The 20,715-nt window shown below is 37.1% G+C and carries 21 protein-coding genes; 10 read left to right on the plus strand and 11 right to left on the minus strand.

All coding sequences use genetic code 11. From position 1 onward, the window contains the following. Positions 1–472: 472 nt before the first annotated feature. From HX129_RS04550 to HX129_RS04580, 7 genes are all read left to right on the plus strand, one after another. Positions 473–1,345, plus strand: a complete 873-nt coding sequence (locus HX129_RS04550) for a MetQ/NlpA family ABC transporter substrate-binding protein (protein ID WP_130073391.1) — start codon at positions 473–475, stop codon at positions 1,343–1,345. Positions 1,346–1,419: 74 nt separating this feature from the next. Further along, positions 1,420–2,445, plus strand: a complete 1,026-nt coding sequence (locus HX129_RS04555; protein ID WP_286433789.1) for a methionine ABC transporter ATP-binding protein — start codon at positions 1,420–1,422, stop codon at positions 2,443–2,445. Continuing rightward, entirely contained in the window at positions 2,442–3,137 is a 696-nt protein-coding gene (locus HX129_RS04560) for a methionine ABC transporter permease (protein ID WP_180045731.1), read from the plus strand. The genes HX129_RS04555 and HX129_RS04560 overlap by 4 nt, the downstream gene beginning before the upstream one ends. Before the next feature lie 171 nt (positions 3,138–3,308). After that, the gene (locus tag HX129_RS04565; protein WP_286433788.1) at positions 3,309–4,475 is read left to right on the plus strand and encodes a ribosomal protein uL16 3-hydroxylase; all 1,167 of its coding nucleotides are present in this window, start codon (positions 3,309–3,311) and stop codon (positions 4,473–4,475) included. Between the two features lie 61 nt (positions 4,476–4,536). Continuing rightward, positions 4,537–5,400 (plus strand): SAM-dependent methyltransferase TehB, encoded by an 864-nt coding sequence (tehB, locus tag HX129_RS04570; protein WP_286433787.1) that lies wholly within the window; start codon positions 4,537–4,539, stop codon positions 5,398–5,400. Between the two features lie 155 nt (positions 5,401–5,555). Then, positions 5,556–7,226, plus strand: a complete 1,671-nt coding sequence (locus tag HX129_RS04575; RefSeq protein ID WP_286433786.1) for an FMN-binding glutamate synthase family protein — start codon at positions 5,556–5,558, stop codon at positions 7,224–7,226. A gap of 380 nt (positions 7,227–7,606) precedes the next feature. Then, on the plus strand, positions 7,607–8,230 hold the full coding sequence (locus tag HX129_RS04580; protein WP_174492537.1) for an aminotransferase: 624 nt from the start codon (positions 7,607–7,609) through the stop codon (positions 8,228–8,230). Positions 8,231–8,288: 58 nt separating this feature from the next. On the opposite strand, the gene HX129_RS04585 is transcribed toward HX129_RS04580, so the two are convergent. Continuing rightward, positions 8,289–8,765: a hypothetical protein gene (locus HX129_RS04585; protein WP_130073384.1), complete on the minus strand. Its 477-nt coding sequence runs from the start codon at positions 8,763–8,765 to the stop codon at positions 8,289–8,291. Between the two features lie 103 nt (positions 8,766–8,868). On the opposite strand from HX129_RS04585, the gene HX129_RS04590 reads away from it, so the two are divergent. Continuing rightward, positions 8,869–9,624, plus strand: a complete 756-nt coding sequence (locus HX129_RS04590) for an AzlC family ABC transporter permease (protein ID WP_286433784.1) — start codon at positions 8,869–8,871, stop codon at positions 9,622–9,624. Between the two features lies 1 nt (position 9,625). Then, complete coding sequence (gene ygaH / locus HX129_RS04595; RefSeq protein WP_286433782.1) at positions 9,626–9,973, plus strand: L-valine transporter subunit YgaH; 348 nt, start codon at positions 9,626–9,628, stop codon at positions 9,971–9,973. Here the strand turns inward: ygaH and HX129_RS04600 are convergent. The 9 genes from HX129_RS04600 to pyrG form a co-directional block, all read right to left on the minus strand. Beyond that, a complete protein-coding gene (locus tag HX129_RS04600) occupies positions 9,970–10,593 on the minus strand; it encodes a protein DA1 (RefSeq protein ID WP_286433780.1) in 624 nt (207 codons plus the stop codon). The two genes, ygaH and HX129_RS04600, sit on opposite strands and share 4 nt — an antisense overlap. An 18-nt stretch (positions 10,594–10,611) precedes the next feature. Continuing rightward, positions 10,612–11,103, minus strand: a complete 492-nt coding sequence (locus HX129_RS04605; RefSeq protein ID WP_286433778.1) for a hypothetical protein — start codon at positions 11,101–11,103, stop codon at positions 10,612–10,614. A 110-nt stretch (positions 11,104–11,213) separates the two neighbouring features. Continuing rightward, complete coding sequence (rodA, locus tag HX129_RS04610; protein ID WP_130073379.1) at positions 11,214–12,350, minus strand: rod shape-determining protein RodA; 1,137 nt, start codon at positions 12,348–12,350, stop codon at positions 11,214–11,216. Positions 12,351–12,436: 86 nt separating this feature from the next. Beyond that, complete coding sequence (ispD, locus tag HX129_RS04615) at positions 12,437–13,159, minus strand: 2-C-methyl-D-erythritol 4-phosphate cytidylyltransferase (RefSeq protein WP_286433776.1); 723 nt, start codon at positions 13,157–13,159, stop codon at positions 12,437–12,439. Next, a complete protein-coding gene (locus tag HX129_RS04620; RefSeq protein WP_130073377.1) occupies positions 13,131–13,526 on the minus strand; it encodes a septum formation initiator family protein in 396 nt (131 codons plus the stop codon). Before HX129_RS04620 ends, ispD begins: the two co-directional genes overlap by 29 nt. Before the next feature lie 657 nt (positions 13,527–14,183). Continuing rightward, positions 14,184–14,600 (minus strand): hypothetical protein, encoded by a 417-nt coding sequence (locus HX129_RS04625; protein ID WP_180045742.1) that lies wholly within the window; start codon positions 14,598–14,600, stop codon positions 14,184–14,186. Positions 14,601–14,869: 269 nt separating this feature from the next. Next, entirely contained in the window at positions 14,870–16,159 is a 1,290-nt protein-coding gene (eno, locus tag HX129_RS04630) for a phosphopyruvate hydratase (protein ID WP_286433773.1), read from the minus strand. Between the two features lie 47 nt (positions 16,160–16,206). Further along, on the minus strand, positions 16,207–17,064 hold the full coding sequence (kdsA, locus tag HX129_RS04635) for a 3-deoxy-8-phosphooctulonate synthase (RefSeq protein ID WP_174492531.1): 858 nt from the start codon (positions 17,062–17,064) through the stop codon (positions 16,207–16,209). A gap of 28 nt (positions 17,065–17,092) precedes the next feature. Continuing rightward, complete coding sequence (gene pyrG, locus HX129_RS04640) at positions 17,093–18,733, minus strand: CTP synthase (RefSeq protein ID WP_130073373.1); 1,641 nt, start codon at positions 18,731–18,733, stop codon at positions 17,093–17,095. Between the two features lie 226 nt (positions 18,734–18,959). Between pyrG and HX129_RS04645 the strand changes: the two genes are divergently transcribed. Beyond that, positions 18,960–19,472, plus strand: a complete 513-nt coding sequence (locus tag HX129_RS04645) for an internalin (protein WP_130073372.1) — start codon at positions 18,960–18,962, stop codon at positions 19,470–19,472. 106 nt (positions 19,473–19,578) lie between these two features. On the opposite strand, the gene HX129_RS04650 is transcribed toward HX129_RS04645, so the two are convergent. Continuing rightward, positions 19,579–20,670, minus strand: a complete 1,092-nt coding sequence (locus tag HX129_RS04650) for a YheT family hydrolase (RefSeq protein WP_286433769.1) — start codon at positions 20,668–20,670, stop codon at positions 19,579–19,581. Between the last annotated feature and the right edge of the window lie 45 nt (positions 20,671–20,715).

Genomic DNA, 20,715 nt, shown 5'->3' on the forward strand with positions numbered 1-20,715 from the left:
AAAAAAGATGATTATTTTGAACTATTGTATTTAATGGGCTTATTTATTTTTTAGCTAAGCTTTTTACTATATTTTATATATTAAGAATAAGTAGAAAGTCTTGCGTATTTACCACACAATTCAACAAAAGCTTTTGTTTTCTTTATTTTTTTAGTAAATTCATTCTTTTATAAGTTTTTTTCCTAAGTAATACAAATCTTTAGCACGACTATGTATAAGTTAAATTTATTGGTATGATAATTAAAATTTTCGTCATGGTTCAGTTCAAATATTGTTTTTGAATTTTTATTGTTTGATTTCAATTGCAGTCAATAAAGAGCCACGCAAAACCAATTTCAAATTGAAAAATTTTTGCTTGTCGTATCAGCCTTCTAGAGAAGACACAAATTTGTTTTAAGCTGTATTGGGTAATTAAGCGATTTAATTTATAAGTGTATTCATTTAAGTGCATTTTATTATTCAGGATTTAAACATGAACAAGTTGTTTGGTGTTTTACTCAGTGCATCTGTGCTTTCTCTTGCAGCATGTGGTAAACAAGAAGCACCTAAAACAGAAACCGCATCTACAGGTGATGCAAAAGAACATACAGTGGTTATGGCGTCTACAGGCTCAGATGCAGATGTATGGCGTTATATCGCAACCTTGCCTGAAACCAAACAAGCAGGTATTAAGCTTGAAGTTAAGAACTTTACAGACTACGTGTCTATGAACACCGCTGTTGCTAACAAAGAAATTGACATCAATGCATTCCAATCTTATGCATATTTGGTTGCATTTAACGACTCAAACAAAGATAAAATTGCACCCATTTCAACTACCTATTTAGAGCCAATGGGCATTTACTCAAGCAAAGTAAAAAAAGTTGAAGAGTTCTCTCAAGGCGCAACTATTGCCATTCCAAATGATGGTGCAAATGAATCACGTGCCTTATTGTTATTACAATCTGCAGGTCTGTTAAAATTAAAAGCTGATTTTGATAACGTCAAGGGTACACCTGCTGATATCATTGAAAATAGTAAAAAAATTGTGATCAAACCCATTCAAATGGCAACTGCGGTACGTGCAAAAGATGAAGTCGATGCCATCGTTCTTGGAAATACCTTAGCAATGGAAGGTGGATTGAACGTATTAAAAGATTCGATCTATTATGAACCAATTGACCAAAGCACCAAAATGAACGTGAATGTTCTTGCAGTTGCTGAGTCACGTAAAGATGATCCAATCTTGAAAAAAGTCGGTGAACTCTACCATGTTGCTGCTGTAGGCAAATATGTTCAAGAACATTTTGGTGGCACTAAAGTAGATGTAAATAAACCTGTTAGCTATTTAACAGAAAACAAATAACATCTTTTTTGATGTCCATGAAACAGGCAAAATGATTTTGCCTGTTTTTTCATTTTTGTATAGTTTTTGACAACATGATCGAATTTAAAAATATCTCAAAACATTATGATCTCAAAGGTCAAACCCTACGTGCCTTGGATGACATTAATCTACAGATTCCGAATGGCAGTATTTTTGGCATTATTGGTTATAGTGGTGCAGGAAAAAGCACCTTAATCCGTATGATCAATCTCTTGGAACGTCCAAGCCAAGGGCAAGTCATCATCAATGATAAGGACTTCACTGCATTAGATGCACGCGCATTACGTCAAGAACGTGCAAATATTGGCATGATTTTTCAACATTTTAATTTGCTTGAAACCAAAACTGTTGCTGCCAATATTGAAATGCCAATGAAATTATTAGGTTTTTCTAAGGCTGAACGTGAAAAGCGTTTAAATGAATTGCTTGAATTCATTGACCTTAAACATAAAAAAAATGCTTTTCCTGATGAACTGTCTGGCGGGCAAAAACAACGTGTCGGAATTGCACGTGCCTTAGCCAACCATCCTAAAATTTTACTTTGTGATGAAGCAACTTCTGCTCTTGATCCACAAACTACCAAATCCGTCCTAGCATTATTGAAAAAAATCAATAAAGAACAAGGTATTACTATCGTAATGGTCACCCATGAAATGGATGTAATTGAGTCAGTTTGTGACCATGTTGCTGTGATGGAGTTTGGCAAAGTTATTGAAACAGGTTCAACCCTAGATATTTTTAGCCGCCCAAAACAAGCGACGACACGCAATTTTATTCAAACTGTTTTACAACAACAGTTACCTGTTAATATATTGAATAATTTAGAAAATAAAAATCATAATAGCATTTATAATCTACAATTTTTAGGTACATCTGCTCAAGAAACCGTGATTCAAAAACTAATTCAACAATTTGATATTAGCCTTAATATTGTCTTTGCCAATATGACTGAAATCAATGGTTCAGTGATTGGGCAAATGTTTGTGCAGTTACTCGGCGATCCGATTGTGATCCAACAAGCGGTACAGTTTCTTGCTTTACAAGGGGTTAAAGTGTCTCAATCAGGAGTAGCAGAATGAGAGATCTCATCGTTCAATGGCTCACTGAAGTCACAGCGCCTTATTGGCAAAGTTCATTGTCTATCGACCAATTTGTGACGGCCATGCAAGAAACCATGCATATGGTGTTTTTTGCAATGCTGTTTGGTGGTATCTGGGGCTTTATTCAAGCCATCATCTTATTGGTTACGCGTCCAAATGGAATTTTGCCAAATAAATTGATTTATCATGTGCTTAATCCAATTGTAAATGCACTACGTTCACTTCCATTCATCATTTTGTTAATAGCAGTTATTCCTCTGACCAAAATGATTGTCGGTACATCCATCGGGACTTGGGCGGCAATCGTCCCTTTAACTATTTATGTGGGACCTTACATTGGACGTTTGATTGAAACGTCACTGTTAGAAGTCAATGAAGGTATTGTTGAATCAGCCCAAGCGATGGGTGCATCACCTTGGCAAATTATTTTTAAATTCATCATTCCTGAAGCACGTAGTTCACTCATCTTAAATTTGACCACGGCAACCATTAGCCTCATCGGTGCAACAGCTATGGCAGGCGCTGTCGGCGCAGGCGGTATTGGTGATCTCGCAATTTCTTATGGATATCAACGCTTTGATACAAGTGTAGTCATTCTTACTGTGATTGTACTGTTGATTTTAGTTCAACTTGTACAAAGTCTAGGGGATTGGTTATCTAAATTAAGATAATGTCTATTTTTAAACAAAACTAAAAACCAGTACTTCATGTACTGGTTTTTTTTAATTGATCATCAAATTATTCTTTTGAACTTCGACATTCTAATCAAATCAAAACTTGCACCCTACTGCATCTCGTACGACAATATCATATTATTGTTTTAAATTTGCTTAGGCTATTTCATGTCACAACCCTTGGACGTTTTAGGCGGGATTACCGCAGAACAATTTCTCTCAGAATATTGGCAAAAAAAACCACTCTTAGTCCGCAATGCACTCCCTGAAATTACCAATATTTTGGTTCCTGAAGATGTCATGGAACTCGCACTCGATGAAAATATCACAGCGCGTCTGATCAAACAAAAAGACAAAGATCCAAAGCAGTGGACAGTGAAAAATTCACCATTGATTAAAGGTGATTTTCAAAAAATGCCAAAACTTTGGACGCTTCTTATTCAAGCGATAGACCACTACTCTTTTGATTTAGCTGAGCTTTGGAAAAAATTTCCATTTATTCCACAATGGCGCCGTGATGATATTATGGTGTCTTATGCACCTCAAGGTGGTTCTGTTGGTCAACATTTTGATTTTTATGATGTATTTTTAGTCCAAGGTTTTGGTCATCGCCGTTGGCAATTGGGTCAAATGTGTGATGCTGAAACAGAATTTGTAGTAGGTCAACCACTCAAATTATTACCTGAAATGGATGTTCATTTTGATGAAGTCCTCGCACCGGGTGATTTGCTATATGTGCCACCTGGACTGTCACATTATGGCGTGGCGGAAGACCATTGTTTGACTTATTCTTTTGGGTTCCGTATGCCAAATGTGCCTGACATGATGGATCGTATTTGTGATAAATTTTCAGAAAATATGAACTTGAAAAATCCTCTCGTCGATATTATTCGTGACCAAGTATCGCGTGCAGGTGAAGTCACTGAAAATGAACTCACTTATTTGAAAGTAAAAATTTTAGAACAATTGCAAAACTCAATGGTATTAGATGATGCCATTATGAGTTTAGTGTCTGATTCGAAATATCCTGAAAATATTCCAGAAGCTGAAGAAATTGGCACAGGTGATTTAGAACAAGCCATTGATCAAGGCTACATCATTCAACTTGAACCTGCATCACGCTTACTTTATTCTGACCAAGATCATGACATTTTATTTTGGGCAAATGGTGAAGCTTTGTGTATTTCTGAACAATTCACGCCATTTTTACAGCAAATTGCAGATGGTCACAGCATTGAATTAAATTTCGATTTAGCCGATGATGAAATTTTAGAAGACTTGGTTATGCTTTTAAATGAATCTGTTTTAATGCTCGTCCCTACCGAAGAAGAATAGAATCTTTCATGTGCCGAGATCTGTATTTAGGCACATAGTTTACATGCTAAAGGAATATTGAATGCAAAATTTACGTTGTTATCAACAATTACCTGTATGGCATTTTGCCAATATTCCTGACGGCTTTAAAAAAGCGCACAACACTCAAATAGGCACTTGGGCAAAATTAGATATTTTACAAGGTCATCTAGACTTTGCCCTGCTGAATGAACACGGCGATGTTCTTTCTCAACAGCAATTTAATGCAGAACACCAACCTCCTTTTATTGCACCACAAACTTGGCACAAGATTATCTCGGCAAGTCCTGATATAAAGTGCCAACTGAGCTTCTACTGTGATGTAGAGAATTATTTTTCTAAAAAATATCAACTAGCTGCAACGCATTCCGAAATTCTCATGGCAATGCCTTACCTCAATATAGGTAAGGCTTTAGACATTGGCTGTGGTCATGGACGGAATACTTTATATTTAAATCAACATGGCTTTGAGCTAGATGCTTTTGATGTCAATCCTACGAGTATCCATAAACTCAACGAGATCATTCAAACGGAAAAGTTAGAGCATATTCACACGACTATTCGCGATTTAAATCAAGATCAAAACTTAAATGGCCAATATGATTTTGTCTTTTCTACTGTAGTCATGATGTTTTTACAGCCAGAAACTATTCCACCTTTAATTCAAAATATGCAAAATGTCACCCAAACCAATGGTTTTAACTTGATCGTCTGCGCAATGGATACAGAGGATTATCCTGCCCAAGCTGATTTTCCATTCACATTTAAAAGCAACCAATTACGTGAATATTATCAAGCATGGAACATTTTAAAATACAATGAAAATGTCGGTGAATTACATCGTACAGATGAACACGGCAAGCGCATCAAACAACGATTCGCAACCTTATTGGCGCAAAAAATCTAAGCTCTTTTTCATGCTCACTAGCATACTAAACACTCGGCACGAACTCTCTGATTTTTAAAATAGAATCTTTCTTATTTCTAACAATTCAATACTTGAGAAAACAACATAAAATTGGCAACTTAGCAGCATAATATTAAGTTGGACAAACTATTCCTATGGCAAGCCCTGCTCAAGCAATAAGAAGTAAATTTTTTAATACTTTCTTTTCACGTTATTCTGTTTGGTTCTTGTGTTTATTCATCGCAATTTATCTGACATGGACGATTTTTTTACATGAGTCCCATTTTATTTACTATTTCTTTTCCGATACAGTACTCAATATTGCATGGGTCATCAGTATTGTACTAAGCGGTGTCGGGATTTATGACATTCTTCAAAGTAAACATGCGATTCTCAGAAACTACCCCATTATGGGACATTTCCGCTTTTTCTTTGAAAGTTTCCGTCCTGAAATTCGTCAATATTTCATTGAATCTGATGAAGATGCACTACCTTTTTCACGGTCACAACGCAGTCTAGTTTACCAACGTGCAAAAAACGAAAATGCCGACAAACCCTTTGGCTCAATCATTGATGTCTATCAACAAGATTACCGTTTTCTGACCCATTCTTTAGCACCTTGCCACCCTGCTGATCATACAACTTTCCGGATCCATATTGGTAATGAGCAATGTTCGCAACCCTATAGTGCCTCAATCATGAATATTTCAGCAATGAGTTTTGGCAGTCTCAGTGCGAATGCCATCCGTGCATTGAATAAAGGTGCTCAAATGGGGCAGTTTTACCATGACACAGGCGAAGGCAGCCTAAGTCCTTATCATCTTGAAAATGGTGGGGATATTGTGTGGGAACTGGGCAGTGGTTATTTTGGTTGCCGAACTCTAGATGGGAAATTTGATCCTGAAAAATTTCAACAACAAGCCGCTAACCCTGTGATTAAGATGATTGAAATCAAACTCTCACAAGGTGCTAAACCTGGACATGGAGGAATTTTACCTAAAAATAAAATCAGTGAAGAAATTGCCCAAATTCGTGGTGTTTCACGCGATGAAGACTGTGTTTCACCAGCGTCACATTCTGCTTTTAGCACCCCAATTGAAATGATGCATTTCATTCAAAAATTACGTGAATTATCCAATGGAAAACCCGTGGGTTTTAAACTGTGTATCGGACAACCTTGGCAGTTTATGGGTATTGTTAAAGCCATGCTTGCCACTAAAATCGTGCCTGATTTTATCGTGGTTGATGGTTCTGAGGGAGGTACAGGTGCTGCTCCAATCGAGTTAATTGACCACATGGGGACACCATTACGTGAAGGCTTACTTTTTGTTCACAATACTTTGGTCGGCGCAGGCTTACGTGAGCAAATAAAAATTGGTGCCAGTGGTAAAATTATCTCTGCTTTTGATATTGCAAGTACCATGGCGATGGGCGCAGATTGGGTGAATTCAGCACGTGGCTTTATGTTTGCTGTAGGCTGTATACAAGCGCAAAGTTGCCATACAAATCAATGCCCTGTCGGGGTTGCAACACAAGACAAAGAACGCCAAAAAGCCTTAGATGTGCCAACAAAGTCAGAACGTGTTTTCCATTTCCAGCAAAATACGCTCAAAGCTTTAGCTGAAATGATCGCAGCGGCAGGTTTACAGCATCCAACCGAAATTAAACCGCACCACTTAGCTCAACGTATCAATGACCGTGAAATTAAAAACTATGCACAATTACATTTTTGGATGAAAGATGGCGAATTACTTTCATGTGAAAATAAAGATGAAGAAAACTTCTATTTTAGAATGTGGAATTTAGCTGCTGCTGAAAAGTTTTAATTTTATTTATACCTTATCTTGTACAATCATTTTAAATAAAAGAGGAAAAATCCTCTTTTATTTTCACATCCATAATGCAAACTAGACTAAGATTTAATTGTAAAAGCTGTTCTGTTCAGTGCAAAAATTGTCAGCTATCACCATGCTGAATTAAATGTCACTGGTGCATATCATATTACCCAACACAATACTTTTCTTGCGATTGTTCAATATCTAGGGATACTCTATGAAACCGGGATATGTGATTGATGATGCTGTTTTAATCCCCTACACAGCCAATAATTCATCCTGATTTGATGCAAAACATCTACATTATATCCATGGTCTATTGGTTATTTTTTGACAGGATCAAAGTCAGATTTAAATGTGAGTAAAAAAATATGCATATTACGCAAAAGTTAATATTTACAAGCTGTCTTAGTTGTTCTTTACCTGTATTTGCCACAGTGGGTGGTCCACAAACGATTGAAGTTTTGGGCTACGAAGCCAAAGAGCAGAAAGTTTATTTGCTTAAACACTATGAAGATGAACGTGGTCGACTGCCACAATTGTATTATTATCAGTTTAAAAATAATGCTAAGCCCAACAAGTTGATCCAAGTTAATTCTTTATATATCCATCCTAAAACGAAAAAAATTGATTATGATCAGGAGGATACTCGCTTTAATCAAGAACTTGCCAAAATCACAAAGCGTTTACAACCATTAACTGCCACATCTTCTCAATATCGTATTGTGATTAACAAAAAAACGATTCAACATGTCCCAGTTTGGTATGATCCCAAACAAAAACAACCTGAGTTTCATTATACCTATCATGTGAAAAATCAAAATTTTAAAAGCTTACAACAACAAGCAACTGCATATCAGCAGCAATTAACAATCTCACAGCAATTTCTGATTCCTCAACAAAATAAAGTTCTGGTGACTGTAAAATATCTGGGTATTCCTTTTGAAACAGGTTATACGATAGAAGACCCCGTATTATTATTACCGACTCAATAAATTAAAAATGCGCTCTATCAGCGCATTTTTATCTCTTCTTTTTCAGTAACCCATTATTTTAAAATAAATTAGTGTAAGCTTTGGTGTTGCCTAAATTTGGATTATCAATTGCATCTTTACATTGTGCTTTATCACGCTCGTAATCTGCTTTTTTCTGACTCAATGCATGATCTTTTTCAAGTGTTGCACGTGCAAAATTATCCAAACTCGTTAAAGATTTTCGACACAAAGCGTATTTTCCTTCCGTCACAGAATCTGTCATTTTGACATTAATTCGCCAGTCAGTACTGAGTTTTCGAATCGGCTTCCTGACTTTTTCTTCTATTAAATTCAACTGTTTACGATACACAAAAGGTTCTACATCATTCAGTAATTTCCATGCTTCTTGTGCATATGCCGTTGCATCATTACTCAGCTTTGGTGCAGGCTGAATCGGTTCTTTTGGCTCAGAAGATGAATGACCACAGCCCTGTAATAGCAAAATACCAAGTATTAAGCCTGACTTAAGCAACAAAGGAAATTTCACCGCAAACATAGCACATCGCCAAATTAAACAATTGAGCACTATGCTAGTAAATTCGGGTACAATACACAATCTTGATTTTACCTTTTGTTTTATACTCCCAATTAGGTGTTACGTGTCCCAACACACAACTTCCTCCGTCAAACCTGCAGGTTTTTGGCAAGGTGCTAAAGATAGTCAAGCGATTATTTTTACTTATCTGCCTGTGTCTTTTGCTTTTGGTGTATCTGCAACCCAATTTGGCTTTACGCCTTGGGAAGCTTTGTTTCTATCCTGCTCTATGTATGCTGGCGCCAGTCAATTTTTAGTGGTGGCATTGCTAGGGAGTGGCACCTCTATTTGGATGACTGCACTTACCGTGATTGCATTGGACATTCGTCATGTTTTATATGGCCCTGCTTTGCAAAACCTGATTCAAGATCGCTTAAATTTAAAGAAAACTGCGGTTTGGGCATGGGGCTTAACCGACGAAGTTTTTGCCGCAGGTATGATTAAACTATCACAAAGACGCCAAGAATGGTCAGAATCTTGGATGTTGGGTTTAAGCCTATTTAGTTGGATGTCTTGGGCTTTAGGCTCCCTTTTAGGTGGTTTATTTTCAGACCAAGTTGCCAATTTACCTCAATTTTTACAAGCTGCACTCGATTTCTTACTGCCTGCGCTTTTCCTCAGTTTTTTATTGGCTGCCTTTGAAAAGAAACATACGCTTGTGGTTTGTGTCTCTTTGCTTGTTGCCGCAATTTCGTGTTATCTGATCAATTTATCTGCTGCGATTTTTATTGGCATACTTGCAGGAATATTTGCAAGAATATTTAAACATTATGTATTAAAACAACATGATGAAATTGCCATCAGTCATTCAGGAGAATAATGTGGATCTAGAAATTATTTTAGTCGGAATTATTGTCGGTATTGCCAATTTCGCTTCACGTTTTGGTCCATTATTTGTCATTCAAAAAAGTCAAAAAAATCAGCAAGCACGTGGTGCAACATGGTTAAAAATAGCTTTGGGTAGCATCGGGATTGCAGCTATTAGTTCTATGCTAGTCGTTGCTACCTTGCCTCCCTTAATTGAAACACCCAATAAAAGCTTTGCCATGCTGATCGGTTTTTTGGTGCTCATTGGTATTTATTTTAAATTTAAAAAAATTGTCCTAGCCACTCTAATTGCGGCTGTTTCTTATGGTTTAGTCTATACCTATGTACCCTTTAACGCTTAAATAAAATCTTTAAAATAGACCGAAAAGCCTTGTTGTTGGTATTGGGCATAGGCTTTTCTCAATTCCCCGCCATAAATTGGATCAGGATTATTGAACTCTTTATGTAACACTCTAGGCATTAAAGGGTTTTGTGATTTTTGACTGACCAATAAAGCCATGAGCTGGCAAAACCCTTCTTCCTGTGCCATAGAGTTAAATTTATATTGGCGTTGTGATACCAAAACATGGCCAATCTCATGACTCAGCACCCAAACCAAATTTGCCGTAGGCATCCCATAAATCACATTGATTTGTGCATGTATATGTTGATCTTGCAAAAATAGATGATGACTCACGGTATTGGTTGCTAAACCTTCTGCATGATCAAAACCCAAATTTTTCATTTTTTCTTTGCTGATGAGGCTCACGTGAGTATAACCTCGCGTAAATTTAAAGCCTAAATTTTCGATTTGTTGTAATACCCATTGCGCCACAATATTTAAATTTTCACTACTCACAATGATATGTCTGACACAATCTTTACACAGCATCCGACCATCTGCATAACTTGAAATATCGTGTTTAAAATGCTGATGATGGCAGTAATAGCAAGGATATAAAGTTTTTGAATTTAGCCACATAGGTATAATTTCAGCATATCATTCTTGCCCTGCAAGCACTTTTAAGTTTTGCAAAGCATCGATTAAAGTTTGATTTAATTGCATTGAATGTGCTATTGACTTTTCTTTCTGTTTTTGATCATTTTCCCATTTCTGTTGATTTTTTAGTAAATAAATTGAATCATCATTATAAGCCATAAAAGCAGCCTGAACTTTTTGACCTTCAACTGTAATAAATTGAGCTTGAGCTAAAGATTGGCTTAACGCTTGTAAATTCTTGATTACGTCAGCCACTTGTGCTTTCTGCTCTTGTGTTATATTTTCATTGTCTTCTTCTGCCATGATCGTCATTTTTTGCATGTCAACTTGCTCCATCAAACTGATAAATAAATTAAAATCTGCTTGATGATTTTGACTGACGTGTGATCTTTGTGTTTGCACACCATCCAGTTGCGTTGGTGCTGCATAGGTAGTAGTAAAAATTAAACCACTTAAAATAAGCGTGCTTGTACATAACAATTGGCGAAGCATCAAAATTTCCTTTTATTTTTTAATAAATAATTATATGAAATAAACCACAGTTTCAATTTATTTTGCAAAAAAATAGGGATATTGTCTGAATATCCCCATTTTATTGTTGATTATCGATGCGTATGAATCGACATGACAATCCCAAAACTCGCTAACAGTGTAATGACAGCCGTTCCACCATAGCTCATCAACGGCAATGGATCACCTGTCACAGGCAAGATGCCACTGACCATACCTGAATTCACAAAAACAAAGAAAAATAAGGATAAACCAATGGTTCCTGCCAAAATTCGACCATAATTATGGAAACAATTTAGGCTGATCATCATGCAACGAAAAATAATTGCTGCATATAATACAAACAATAAGAAAACACCGATAAAACCAAATTCTTCTGCATAAGTTGACATGATAAAGTCAGTATGATGTTCGGGCAAATAGCCCAACTGTGATTGGGTTCCACCTAAGTAACCTTTGCCAGTAAATCCCCCTGAACCAATGGCAATTTTAGATTGAATAATATTCCAACCTGCGCCCAAAGCATCCGACTCAGGATCAAACAAAGTTAAAATACGTTTCTTTTGATACGCTTGTAAAACAAACATCCACACTAAAGGCAAGGCCATGCCTGCTGCTGCAATCGCACCAATGATTAATGTCCACGACATACCACTAAGAAATAACGCAAAAACACCACCAATGACAATCCCTATCGCTAAATCGGGTTGCAATAATGCTAAGCCAAAAGGCACAACCATCAAGATCAGCGCACCGATCACATGTCTAAATTTAGGTGGTAAAGGTTGTCGCGAAAAATACCATGCCATCATCATCGGCATTGCAAACTTAGTGAATTCACTTGGTTGCATACTCCCGATCCCCGGTAGGGTCAACCAACGCTTTGCCCCTAATCGAACATCACCCACCAGCAACACCAAAATCAGCAATAAAATTGCAATACCATAAAACCATGGGCTAATGGCTTGATAAACTTTTGGGGGAACTTGCGCACACAGGAACAGTAGAATAAAGCCAACAACAAAGCTCAAACCTTGACGCACTAACATTCCAACATCTTGATCCGAGGCGCTATAAACCATTAACAAACCCAGAATTGTATTGATAATCAAAAATACCAATAACCACGGATCTAAATGTAATTTATCCCATCTTGATGTACTTTCATTAAAACTACGACCATCTCTTACAGACTGCCGTAGAAAGCGATATTGCTCATTCGGTGGCATGATATTTTCTACAACAAAAACGGGGAAACAAAATTATAAAGAGAAATAGCCAAGATTACAGCGCCTTCCCTGTATATTTCTTTGATTTAGGCAGTTTTGCCATGTTGTGCATTTAGAATCAAACGTGCCAATTCTAAATCATCAGGATAAGTAATTTTCAAATTGTCAGAACGACCTTGAACAACCTGTACAATCTCCCCCATAAACTCTAAAGCACTGGCTTCATCTGTAATGACAACGTCATTCTTTAATGCTGTTTCAATGGCATTTTTCAGTTGGCTTAAGCTTGAAGCTTGCGGGGTTTGTGCTTGCCACAGATATTCACGACTGACTGTCTGTTGGATTTCTTGCTGCTGTACAACACGTTTTAAAGTATCTCTTACAGGAATCGCTAAAATTGCACTCGTGGCAAGATGAGTGACTGTGTATACAAGATCATTTAAACATTCTACTGTCACACAAGGTCGTGCAGCATCATGAACAAGGACGATATCATCAGGTGCGGCAATATCGCTCAGATAGATTAATGCATTTAAAACCGAATCTACTCGCTCTCTTCCACCCAAACAAAAATGAATATTGTCATTCTTCTCAAAGTTGAGCTGACGAGCAACATCATCTTGTTCACTGACAGCTAAGACGCAACCTGCCAAAGGCAATTGATTCAGACGATTTACGGTATGTTCTAAAACAGTGAGATCTTGAATGCGTTGGTATTGTTTTAATTCTGTTTTTGAAAACCGACTTCCAGACCCAGCAGCAGGAACAATTGCCCAAATTTTACGGTTGTTGAGGGATGGTTTCTGCATCTTCATCTTCATTGGTTCTGTTATCTACATCTGCATTTGGATCGATATAAATCGGTTTATAATGCGTACTAAGCGTGCTGATTTGTAAAAATGTCTCATGAGGCTTGATTAAACCGAGGTCAAGGCGAGCATGTTCTTCTATGGCTTCAGCACCATTTTTTAAGTCATACACTTCTGCTGCTAAAATGCGGTTGCGCTCTTTTAGCTCATTATTGACTTCGGTTTGTTGCTGTATTTGCTGTAGTAGTGCTTGGTGTGGAAAATATCCCCCTTCACCAAACCAATAACGGTATTGGAGTACTGCAACAATGATCAATGCAATAACAAGGATAATTTTACTTGAAGTTGATTTGAGGACTTCTGGCATAGTGTATGTGGGTTAAGAGCAACTTTGAATTATGCGTTCAATATACATCAAATCAGAGGGATGGAGAACGCTTTACTGTGGTAAATATGCAAAAGGATAAGAATCAAGATATTTCTGATTTTTACTTGATAAAATTAATCAATCAAAATGGTATAGCACAATGTAATATCACTTTTAAATCCATTCATTTTGAATTTAATACCAATCTGTTAAATTAACTACATATGACTCAGCCACTTTTGCTTTTCTGCACCAATTGCTTTAAACAGGATCATGCTATCGTGAGGCGACAGGGATGTCGCCGTTAGACAAGGGGATATCTTGCGAAGCTTCGCTTCTCATGTCTAACAAAGGATTTTTGTTACTTTTTATCCCTGAAAAGTAAGGCATCGCCTACGCATAGGAATTTAAACTTTTCACTGTAAGATAAGGCAAGGCAAACTTTAAATTTATATTAATTAACTTTTACTGAATGGTATAAGATTGTATATAACATCAATAAGTCAATTTTAATCCGCTATCTAACGTACTAATTGGACTTTAATATACAACCGATTAAGCTGCAATTGTTCTTATCACATAATGAGAATATTTTGATTATCTTTGAATTTATATCAACTACGTACAATAAGTAATTTTTATTGTTTAAAATTATGATTAACTGACTATAAATTTTTTAGTTCGAGGGTTAAATATAATTATATTAGGAATATCTTGTAAATAATCCATCATCAAAATTATATGATTTGTATAAATCTTTGATTCATCATCAGCAAATCTAACAATAATTCTTTTATCAATATTAGAAATTTCACTAGATAGATTTTTTTTAGCATGCTTAGCAATTTCTACCGAATCATCAATTACATGTTGACCAGTTTCATAAAAAAATCTAATCCACCAACCTTCCCAAGAAAGCAATAAATGTATATTCGAAGAGTCAAATGGATCCTCCTCATAACTAAGACTTAATCCCTCCATTTTAAAAAAATACTTCTTTAATTCCTTTTCAAAAAATTCTATTGAAAAGCGATTTGAATTTTCGTTAATTAAACAATAAAGTGAAAAAGCCACTATTTTCTCCAAAAACCTGAATTACTAATGCCAATATGCATAAATTTGGCTTAGTTCCATCATTTTACGGTGTAGCGAACAACTATTATGTTAATACATTACATTGAATGATAAGAATGAAATATTTGAATTAAATGAGCCAAAAAATTTTTAAAATATAGTCAGTGCTAATTGTAGATTTCGTAAAACTTAATTTGACAAATATTGTACAAATAATAAAAAACCACCCTTTTCAGGGTGGCTCTTTAATCTAAATCAACCAGTAACGATTAATTTAAACCTTTAAATTCAGCTTTACCACGGTAAACTGCATTTGTTAACTCTTCGATACGAAGCAATTGGTTATATTTCGCAATACGGTCAGAACGTGATAGTGAACCCGTTTTGATTTGACCAGCAGCAGTACCTACAGCAAGATCTGCAATTGTAGAATCTTCTGTTTCACCAGAACGGTGAGAAATTACAGTTGTATAACCATTTGCTTTAGCAAGGTAAATTGCGTCTAAAGTTTCAGACAACGTACCAATTTGGTTATATTTGATTAAGATCGAGTTACCGATTTTCTCATCAATACCACGTTGTAAAATCTTAGGATTAGTTACGAACAAGTCATCACCAACCAATTGGATTTTATCACCAAGGATAGAAGTCAAGTAAGCCCAACCTTCCCAGTCAGACTCATCCAAACCATCTTCAATTGAGATAATTGGATATTGTTTCACAAGACCTGCTAAATAGTCAGCAAATTGGTTGCTTGTGAATGCTTTGTTGCCTTCACCTGCAAGTACATATTGACCATTTTTATAGAATTCTGAAGATGCACAATCAAGTGCAAGCATGATGTCAGAACCTGCTTTATAACCAGTTTGACCAATTGCTTCAAGAATCACAGTAATCGCTTCTTCGTTTGTGCGAAGGTTAGGTGCAAAACCACCTTCATCACCCACTGCTGTATTTAAACCTTGTTTTTTAAGTACAGATTTTAAAGAATGGAAAATTTCTGCACCTGCACGTAAAGCTTCAGCAAAAGATGTGAAACCTACTGGCTCGATCATGAATTCTTGAATATCTACAGTGTTATCTGCATGTGAACCACCATTGATGATATTCATCATTGGAACAGGCATAGACAACGTTGTTTGACCACGTAAGTCTGCAATATATTGGAACAATTCAATTTTCTTTTCAGCAGATGCAGCACGAGCAGCAGCGAGTGATACCGCCAAAGTTGCGTTAGCACCCAATTTTTCTTTATTTTCAGTGCCATCAAGCGCAATCATTTTGTCATCAATTGCTTTTTGTTCAAATACGTTTTGACCTTTTAATAAGTCTTTGATTTGACCATTTACGTTTTGAACTGCAGTGCGAACACCTTTACCTAAGTAACGTGCTTTGTCACCGTCACGAAGTTCTAAAGCTTCACGAGAACCAGTTGAAGCACCAGATGGTGCACATGCACGGCCTACAACGCCAGAGTCCAAAATTACGTCTGCTTCGATGGTTGGGTTACCACGAGAGTCCAAGATTTCACGTGCACGAATGTCAACGATTTGGCTCATGAATATTTCCTCAGTTGATTAATAATAAGATGCTTAAAAACAAAGCATCAATGCGTATCTAACTTTTTGAATCCTTTGACTAAAGTATCCAATTCTTTTAACTGTGCTAAAAATGGCTCAAGTTGCGACATACGTAATGCACAAGGTCCATCACATTTCGCTTGTTCAGGATCTGGATGTGCTTCCAGAAATAAACCTGCCAAACCTGTCGCCATACCCGCACGTGCCAATGTGGTAATTTGTGCACGGCGTCCACCTGCTGAATCAGCACGACCGCCTGGTGTTTGCAAAGCATGTGTCACATCAAAGAAGACTGGAACATTCATGTCTTTCATGGTGTCAAAGCCAAGCATATCAACAATTAAGTTGTTATAACCAAATGCTGAACCACGTTCACATAAAATGAGTTTGTCATTGCCTGCTTCTAAACATTTATTCAAAATATGACGCATTTCATGTGGTGCAAGGAATTGTGCTTTTTTGATGTTAATGATGGCTTGAGTTTTTGCCATCGCTTCAACAAGATCAGTCTGACGGCTTAAAAAAGCAGGAAGTTGAATAATGTCAGCAACTTCAGCAACGGGTGCAGCTTGATAAGGTTCGTGAACATCAGTAATGATCGGCACATTAAAATGCTTTTTAATGTCTGCTAACCATTCAACGCCTTTTTCTAAGCCTGGACCACGAAACGAATATAAACTCGAACGATTAGCTTTATCAAAGCTCGCTTTAAAAACGTAAGGGATGTCTAGACGTTTACAGATTTCAACATAGGTTTCTGCAATTTCAAAAGCTAAGTCTTTCGACTCAAGTACATTCATTCCGCCGAATAGTACAAATGGCAAATGATTTGCCATTTGTATATCGCCTAAACGTACAATTTCTTGTGGTTTTAATTGTGACATTTAAACTTCCTAGTTATGTTTTGCTCGCTTATTTGCTTTTTTGATACTGTTTTTTTGCAGCATCAATAAAACTTGCAAATAATGGATGTCCATCACGTGGTGAGCTGGTAAATTCTGGGTGGAATTGTACCGCAATAAACCAAGGATGTTCAGGAATTTCCACAGTTTCAACTAGATGTTGATCTGCTGAATAACCTGAAATTTTCATCCCTGCTTGTTCAATCACTGGAATAAAACGATCATTCATTTCATAACGATGGCGATGGCGCTCGATAATCTCTGCTTTGGCATAAACTTCACGCGTTTTAGTCCCTTCAACCAATTCTGATTTTTGAGCACCCAGACGCATCGTTCCACCAAGGTCAGAATTTACAGAACGATGTTGAATTTCGCCACGCTCATCTAACCATTCAGTGATTAAACCAATCAGCGGGAATTTAGTCGAACGATTAAACTCTGTAGACGTTGCTTCAGGCATATTAGCAACATGACGAGCAAACTCAATCACAGCCAATTGCATCCCTAAACAAATACCCAAGAATGGCACACCATTTTCACGTGCAAACTGAATTGCTTTCATTTTGCCTTCAGTACCACGTTCACCAAAACCGCCCGGAACGAGGATTGCATCTGCATCTTTCAATACTTCAGCAGGGTTTTGACCCTCTAGATCTTCTGCATTGACATAGTCAATTTGAACTTTAACGCGGTTTTGAATACCTGCATGTAAAAGTGCTTCATTCACAGATTTATATGCATCTGGAAGTTCGACATATTTACCCACCATCGCAACACGAACGATATATTCCGGATTTAACAATGCTTCGACCACATTGTCCCAATCTGAAAGATCCGCTTCTGGCAAATTGTCATAACCAAAACGTTCACAGATTAAATCATCAACATTTTGCTCATAGAATGTACGTGGAATTTGGTAAATAGAACGGGCATCTTTACATACCACAACTGCACGTGCTTCCACATTGGTGAATAATGCAATTTTACGGGTCGTGTCTGCATCGACATCATGTTCTGTACGACAGATCAAAATGTCAGGTTGAATACCAATCGACAATAATTCTTTTACAGAATGTTGAGTCGGTTTAGTTTTCAACTCAGCCGCAGACTTAATATATGGCAATAAAGTCAAATGCATGAGCATAGTACGTTTATGACCAAGTTCAACCATTAACTGACGTACAGATTCCATGAATGGGAGAGATTCAATGTCACCGACTGTACCACCGATTTCAACAATCGCAACGTCATAGCCTTCGCCAGCACGAAGTACACGCTCTTTAATATTATCCGTAATATGTGGAATAACTTGTACTGTACCACCCAAGTAATCACCACGACGTTCTTTGTTCAGAACATCCTGATAAACACGACCAGAGGTAAAGTTATTCAATTTGGTCATTTTAGCACGACGTAAGAAACGCTCGTAATAACCCAAATCTAAGTCCGTTTCAGCTCCGTCTTCTGTAACAAAAACTTCACCGTGTTGGAATGGGCTCATAGTCCCTGGATCGACATTAATGTATGGATCCATTTTGACCATGGTCACTTTTAAACCACGGGCTTCTAAAAGTGCAGCAACTGAAGCAGCTGAAATACCTTTACCTAGTGATGATACAACACCACCAGTGACGAATATAAAATGGGTCATTAAGTTTCTCGTACAATGGAGCCTAAATTGGCCTACAATGTTGTGCGATTTTACTTTACCTTGTACCTAGAAAGCAAAGTCAATTCACATCAATTCATAGAACAATAAACAATTGGCTATTCTATCAGCATTTCCAATCAAAAATTAACATTACAGTACATGATTTTTATCTCTAATTTTACTGTTATAATAGGCTTACTCTCTAGAAGCTATATTTTGTGTCAATATGAATAAGAAACTTTTAATTTGTGGTTTAATTGCAACAGGTCTTGTTTTAACAGCATGTGTGAAAAAAGAAGAACCTAAAAACGATGAAACTGAAAAAGTTGAAACAACGCAAACGCAGCAACCTGCACAACAGCCTGCTGAGTTTGAAAATCTTGAAACTGCTGAACATGATCAAAATGATCAACCGCAAGTGAGTCAAGATGCGCCTTCACAACAAGTGAATACTCACTCGTCTGAAACAGCACAAACTCAACATTCTGCACAACCAGCAACTGCTGCGCCTGCACCACGTGTTGAACAACCTCGTCCTGCTCAACACACTGAAACTGTACGTACTGAACAGCCGAAACCTGCTGCACCAAAGCCTGAGGCAAAACCTGCACCTGTCGAAACTGCACGTGCTGAGCAACCAAAACCTGCTGCACCAAAAGCAAGCTCAGGTACTGCACAAACTGAAGATGATGCTGTTGCTGCGGCAATTGCTGCAGCTACACCTGCTTTGAAAAATTAAGCTTAGCTTTTTTCATCAGCACAAAAAAAACCAGTCTCTTTATTGTGACTGGTTTTTTTGTTGTCATGGATATGCCATAAGCTCAACTGAAATTTTTAAGACCACATTAAAATTGCTTTAAGAAATCCGCAATCAACTTCGCTGCCCATGATTTGGTATTTAAACCTTCATAATAACCACAATGACTGCCTTTCTTTGTCGTCACAACTACGATGTTTTGCATCTCTTGTACAATCTGCTTATAAGGTTCAAAATTTTTAATTGAACAAATAGGATCATCCTCTGCATTTAAAATCATCAGTGGAATTTTCACATTTTCGAACACATAAATAGGATTAATGGCTTGGTCATAACTTTCATAATCATTAAAACCTGCCATTTCAAAATAATGTTGTTGAAACTCTTGTAAAGTTTTGGTTTTAAGCACCAGTGAAATCGATTGAGTGTGTTGCCATGTGCTTTCATAGGGCTGAATAAAGGCTTTAAATAGTTTTTTTGTCATCACTTTGCTATAGAAAGGATGTACATTTTCAAAACCATCTTTCGTGTTGTAGCCGGGACACAAGGCAAATGCAGCTTTAAAGGGTGTATGTTCAGCCACTTCCCCCAAATATCGCACTAACAATCCTGTTCCTGCGGAGGAGCCGACAGCATATAGCTCAGATTGTGGAAATTGTGCCTGAATAAAATTTAATTGCTCTTTTAAATCAGAAGTTGAACCAAAAATCGACATTTGTGCTACAGGCATCGGTAAGCCTGCATGACCACGGCGCAGACACAATGCAATGCGCCACCCAGTATGTTCATGCAAATCTTTGACTAACTCACACATACTTTCAGGCGTTCCTGTAATGGTATGCATGATCACAATGGTTGGCGTATCGTGTGGTAAATCATAGCCATACCACGCGACTGCGGTAATACCACCATCTTGCATGGTCAGCTGATCGATTCGGTCGTAATCCAATTTGACTGTTTTTTTCTTGACTAAGTCGAAATACAAAAGATGTACATGTGTATTGACCAACCACAGCGTAGGTCGATATTTATCATGCAGTTGCGATAACTGTGGAATTATTTTCGACATTCCACCTTGTGGGTTAAAATACAATTTCGGTTGCTCTGCACCTGTCACTTGATCAAGTACAGTTTGCGTGAGTTGTATTGCTTTATTTAATGCAGAATTCAGAATAGACATTTTGATTTCCTATGACTGATCACATCAAAATCATTCATAATTCAA

The sequence above is a fragment of the Acinetobacter sp. 251-1 genome (assembly GCF_030329305.1).
Classification (GTDB): Bacteria; Pseudomonadota; Gammaproteobacteria; order Pseudomonadales; family Moraxellaceae; genus Acinetobacter; species Acinetobacter piscicola_A.

What these genes read in the sequence shown, in the direction of transcription:
- HX129_RS04550 (WP_130073391.1), top strand. Translation starts at nt 473, where the DNA reads ATGAACAAGTTGTTTGGTGTTTTACTCAGTGCATCTGTGCTTTCTCTT.
- HX129_RS04560 (WP_180045731.1), top strand. Translation starts at nt 2,442, where the DNA reads ATGAGAGATCTCATCGTTCAATGGCTCACTGAAGTCACAGCGCCTTAT.
- HX129_RS04650 (WP_286433769.1), bottom strand. Translation starts at nt 20,670, where the DNA reads ATGTCTATTCTGAATTCTGCATTAAATAAAGCAATACAACTCACGCAA.
- HX129_RS04620 (WP_130073377.1), bottom strand. Translation starts at nt 13,526, where the DNA reads ATGCCAGAAGTCCTCAAATCAACTTCAAGTAAAATTATCCTTGTTATT.
- pyrG (WP_130073373.1), bottom strand. Translation starts at nt 18,733, where the DNA reads ATGACCCATTTTATATTCGTCACTGGTGGTGTTGTATCATCACTAGGT.
- kdsA (WP_174492531.1), bottom strand. Translation starts at nt 17,064, where the DNA reads ATGTCACAATTAAAACCACAAGAAATTGTACGTTTAGGCGATATACAA.
- HX129_RS04605 (WP_286433778.1), bottom strand. Translation starts at nt 11,103, where the DNA reads ATGCTTCGCCAATTGTTATGTACAAGCACGCTTATTTTAAGTGGTTTA.
- HX129_RS04645 (WP_130073372.1), top strand. Translation starts at nt 18,960, where the DNA reads ATGAATAAGAAACTTTTAATTTGTGGTTTAATTGCAACAGGTCTTGTT.
- rodA (WP_130073379.1), bottom strand. Translation starts at nt 12,350, where the DNA reads ATGCCACCGAATGAGCAATATCGCTTTCTACGGCAGTCTGTAAGAGAT.
- ispD (WP_286433776.1), bottom strand. Translation starts at nt 13,159, where the DNA reads ATGCAGAAACCATCCCTCAACAACCGTAAAATTTGGGCAATTGTTCCT.
- HX129_RS04555 (WP_286433789.1), top strand. Translation starts at nt 1,420, where the DNA reads ATGATCGAATTTAAAAATATCTCAAAACATTATGATCTCAAAGGTCAA.
- HX129_RS04600 (WP_286433780.1), bottom strand. Translation starts at nt 10,593, where the DNA reads ATGTGGCTAAATTCAAAAACTTTATATCCTTGCTATTACTGCCATCAT.
- HX129_RS04565 (WP_286433788.1), top strand. Translation starts at nt 3,309, where the DNA reads ATGTCACAACCCTTGGACGTTTTAGGCGGGATTACCGCAGAACAATTT.
- HX129_RS04575 (WP_286433786.1), top strand. Translation starts at nt 5,556, where the DNA reads ATGGCAAGCCCTGCTCAAGCAATAAGAAGTAAATTTTTTAATACTTTC.
- HX129_RS04585 (WP_130073384.1), bottom strand. Translation starts at nt 8,765, where the DNA reads ATGTTTGCGGTGAAATTTCCTTTGTTGCTTAAGTCAGGCTTAATACTT.
- HX129_RS04580 (WP_174492537.1), top strand. Translation starts at nt 7,607, where the DNA reads ATGCATATTACGCAAAAGTTAATATTTACAAGCTGTCTTAGTTGTTCT.
- tehB (WP_286433787.1), top strand. Translation starts at nt 4,537, where the DNA reads ATGCAAAATTTACGTTGTTATCAACAATTACCTGTATGGCATTTTGCC.
- eno (WP_286433773.1), bottom strand. Translation starts at nt 16,159, where the DNA reads ATGAGCCAAATCGTTGACATTCGTGCACGTGAAATCTTGGACTCTCGT.